The organism is Pseudolactococcus laudensis, from assembly GCF_013449735.1.
Taxonomy (GTDB): domain Bacteria; phylum Bacillota; class Bacilli; order Lactobacillales; family Streptococcaceae; genus Pseudolactococcus; species Pseudolactococcus laudensis.
The window spans coordinates 1-2,557 of sequence record NZ_JACBNY010000056.1; the positions used below are offsets into that span (position 1 = coordinate 1).

1 protein-coding gene is annotated in these 2,557 nt (G+C 36.8%); it reads right to left on the bottom strand.

What is annotated here, in order from left to right; translation table 11 throughout:
- Window positions 1-131 precede the first annotated feature (131 nt).
- On the bottom strand, window positions 132-1,931 hold the full coding sequence (locus tag HZR21_RS11385; protein ID WP_003140158.1) for a reverse transcriptase domain-containing protein: 1,800 nt from the start codon (window positions 1,929-1,931) through the stop codon (window positions 132-134).
- Between the last annotated feature and the right edge of the window lie 626 nt (window positions 1,932-2,557).

Sequence of the window (2,557 nt, forward strand, 5' to 3'; positions counted from 1 at the left end):
AAAAATAATATGGTGAAGTAGGGAGGTACCGCCTTGTTCACATTACTGTGACTGGTTTGCACCACCCTCTTCGGGAACCGTACGTACCCCTCTCGGAGTATACGGCTCTGTTATTGTTCGTTCGTAAAAATTCACTTGTGTTTATGAATCACGTGACGATGACAATGAAAGCATACAACAAGAGTTTTACGTTGTTTCGCTATCATTGCCATTTCCCATTTTTCTTTGCCTTTAAGATTTTTGACCTTATTGACATGGTGAATTTCATAGGAAGTATTTTCATCAGATGTTCCACATAATTCACAACATTTAGCTTTTAACCTGTTTTCAAGAGTATTCCGGGCATAGCCATACAATACAGGAGCTTGACTTATCTTATCCGTAAATTGATAAGGGGATTTACATTCACTAAAATTTGCAAAATAACGGCGCTGCTTACCTTGCTTTATCTCATACGGGATGCCCCACGAACCACTTCCATCTTTAAACATGGAAATGGTTTTTGAAAGTGTTCCCTTATGTTTGGAGGCTATCGTTTTTAGACAGCTGTATTCCATAAGATAAGCAAAATAATTAAGCTGGTTAAAATTACTTGCTAGACCGTAGTAATTACAAATCCCTCTTAATTCAGAATTATAAATTGTGATGATTTCTAAGTCTGTTGAACGAATAAGATATTTCCTGTGAACTGGAAACCATGAGCTATCTTTCTTTTGGATAGCTATTTTCTTGTCAAAAATAAATTGACGAATTTTGTCTTGAAGAGGAATAAGGAGTTCTACACTCCCATTGAGTGTTCTCTTTTTGACTTTACCAGATCGTTTTATCGTTCCACTTCTCCTTACTCGTATATCATATCCCAGAAAACGAGCGGGTTGACTGCTATGTGTGATGAGTGTTTTTTCTTCACTCAATTCCATTTTTAGCTTGTTATGAATAAAAAGTTTTAATTGTTCTTTTATCCATTGACAGTCCTCTTTGCTTCCTTTAACAGAGATAATGAAGTCGTCCGCATACCGGACGTATTTCAATACTTTATTTGTCTGTGAGGTACAGGGGAGTGTGGGTAATCTTTTACGTTTTTCTTGATATTCTAAAAGAACTTTAGCTTTTTCTTCACCCTCCAACTTCTTGAGACGGTGAGAAATTCTTTTTATCTCATTGTGAAGTTCCCGATATTCAGGTGTTATTCTTTCTGGACTTTCTCGGTCAAACTTCATTTTGAGTTGTAAAACAAACTTATCCAATTCATGAAGATAGATGTTGGCCAAAAGAGGAGATAGAATTCCACCTTGAGGTGTTCCGCTGTAAGTTTTGTGATACTGCCAGTTTTCCAGATAACCTGCTTTTAGAAATTTATAAATCAATTGGCTCATTTTCATATCTTTGATTTTAAGATTGATGAGTCCAATGAGTGTAACGTGGTCTATATTATCGAAGCAGCCTTTTATATCTCCCTCCACAAACCATCTTGCGCCGCCAAACTCTCTTTTGATTGTTTTCAAAGCCGTGTGACAGCTTCGTTGAGGTCTAAAACCGTGAGACACATCTTCGAATACCGGTTCATAGATAGATTCAAGAATTATTCTCACAGCTTCTTGGATCAATTTATCTGTGAAAGTTGGAATTCCTAAAGGTCTCATCTTTTTAGAATTCTTTTTTGCAATATACATTCTTCGTACAGGTTGAGGATAGTAAGTTCCGTCTTTTAAAGATTGAATAATCTTTTTTATTTTTTCTTCACTAAAGCCATCCGCTGTATCATCTAATATTCCTTTTGTGGAAGCTCCTTTATTGGAATATAAATTTTGATACGCCACGTAATAAATATCTGGACGTAAAAGATAACGATAAAGTCTTGTAAAAACTTCGTCTATATTTTCTTGTGAATTTTTACTGATTCTTTCTAAAATTGCCATTGTTGGTTTCATTTTGAGGTTTTCCTCCCTAATCAATTTTTAATTTTAGTACACAATAACTGTACCCCTTCGCCATGTAAAGGGCGTTACCCTTCTCAGACTACTACGAGTACTCCGTACCCTTGCAAGATTTTCAAGCTCTAGTGCTATAGCCTTTTTCCTCCTTTCTATTAGGCATTCTTGTTTAGGGTATCCCCAGTTAGTGTTAAGTATTGGTAAATTCAGATTCTCGGCATCGCTTTCGTTTCGTTCCCATAGGTTCTCCTACAGATTGTACAAATGTGGTGATAACAGATAAGTCCACAACCATAACTTACCTTTCTTTGTACTAGAGGTTTCAGACACTTTCCTCTATCGACACATAACCGAAATTAGAAACTTGCGTTCAGTAAACACAACTTATACCTTATATCTGATTAACATTGCGACTCAGTCGTACCCGATTGTCTTTAGGTAACTCATCGCTTTCCAACCGTGCTCTGTTCCCGTATCAGCTTTCGCTTTTCGGTTAGGTTGGCTGTTTTCTGTGTTATCTTACAGAGTAGTACCTTAAACTACTTGACTTAACACCCTATCTGGGCGCACATTATGTCTATGATCTTGGTCAACATGAGTTGCTACTATGAACTCATGATCGC

Coding starts and splice junctions, on each gene's coding strand:
- HZR21_RS11385 (WP_003140158.1), bottom strand. CDS start 1,931: ATGAAACCAACAATGGCAATTTTAGAAAGAATCAGTAAAAATTCACAA.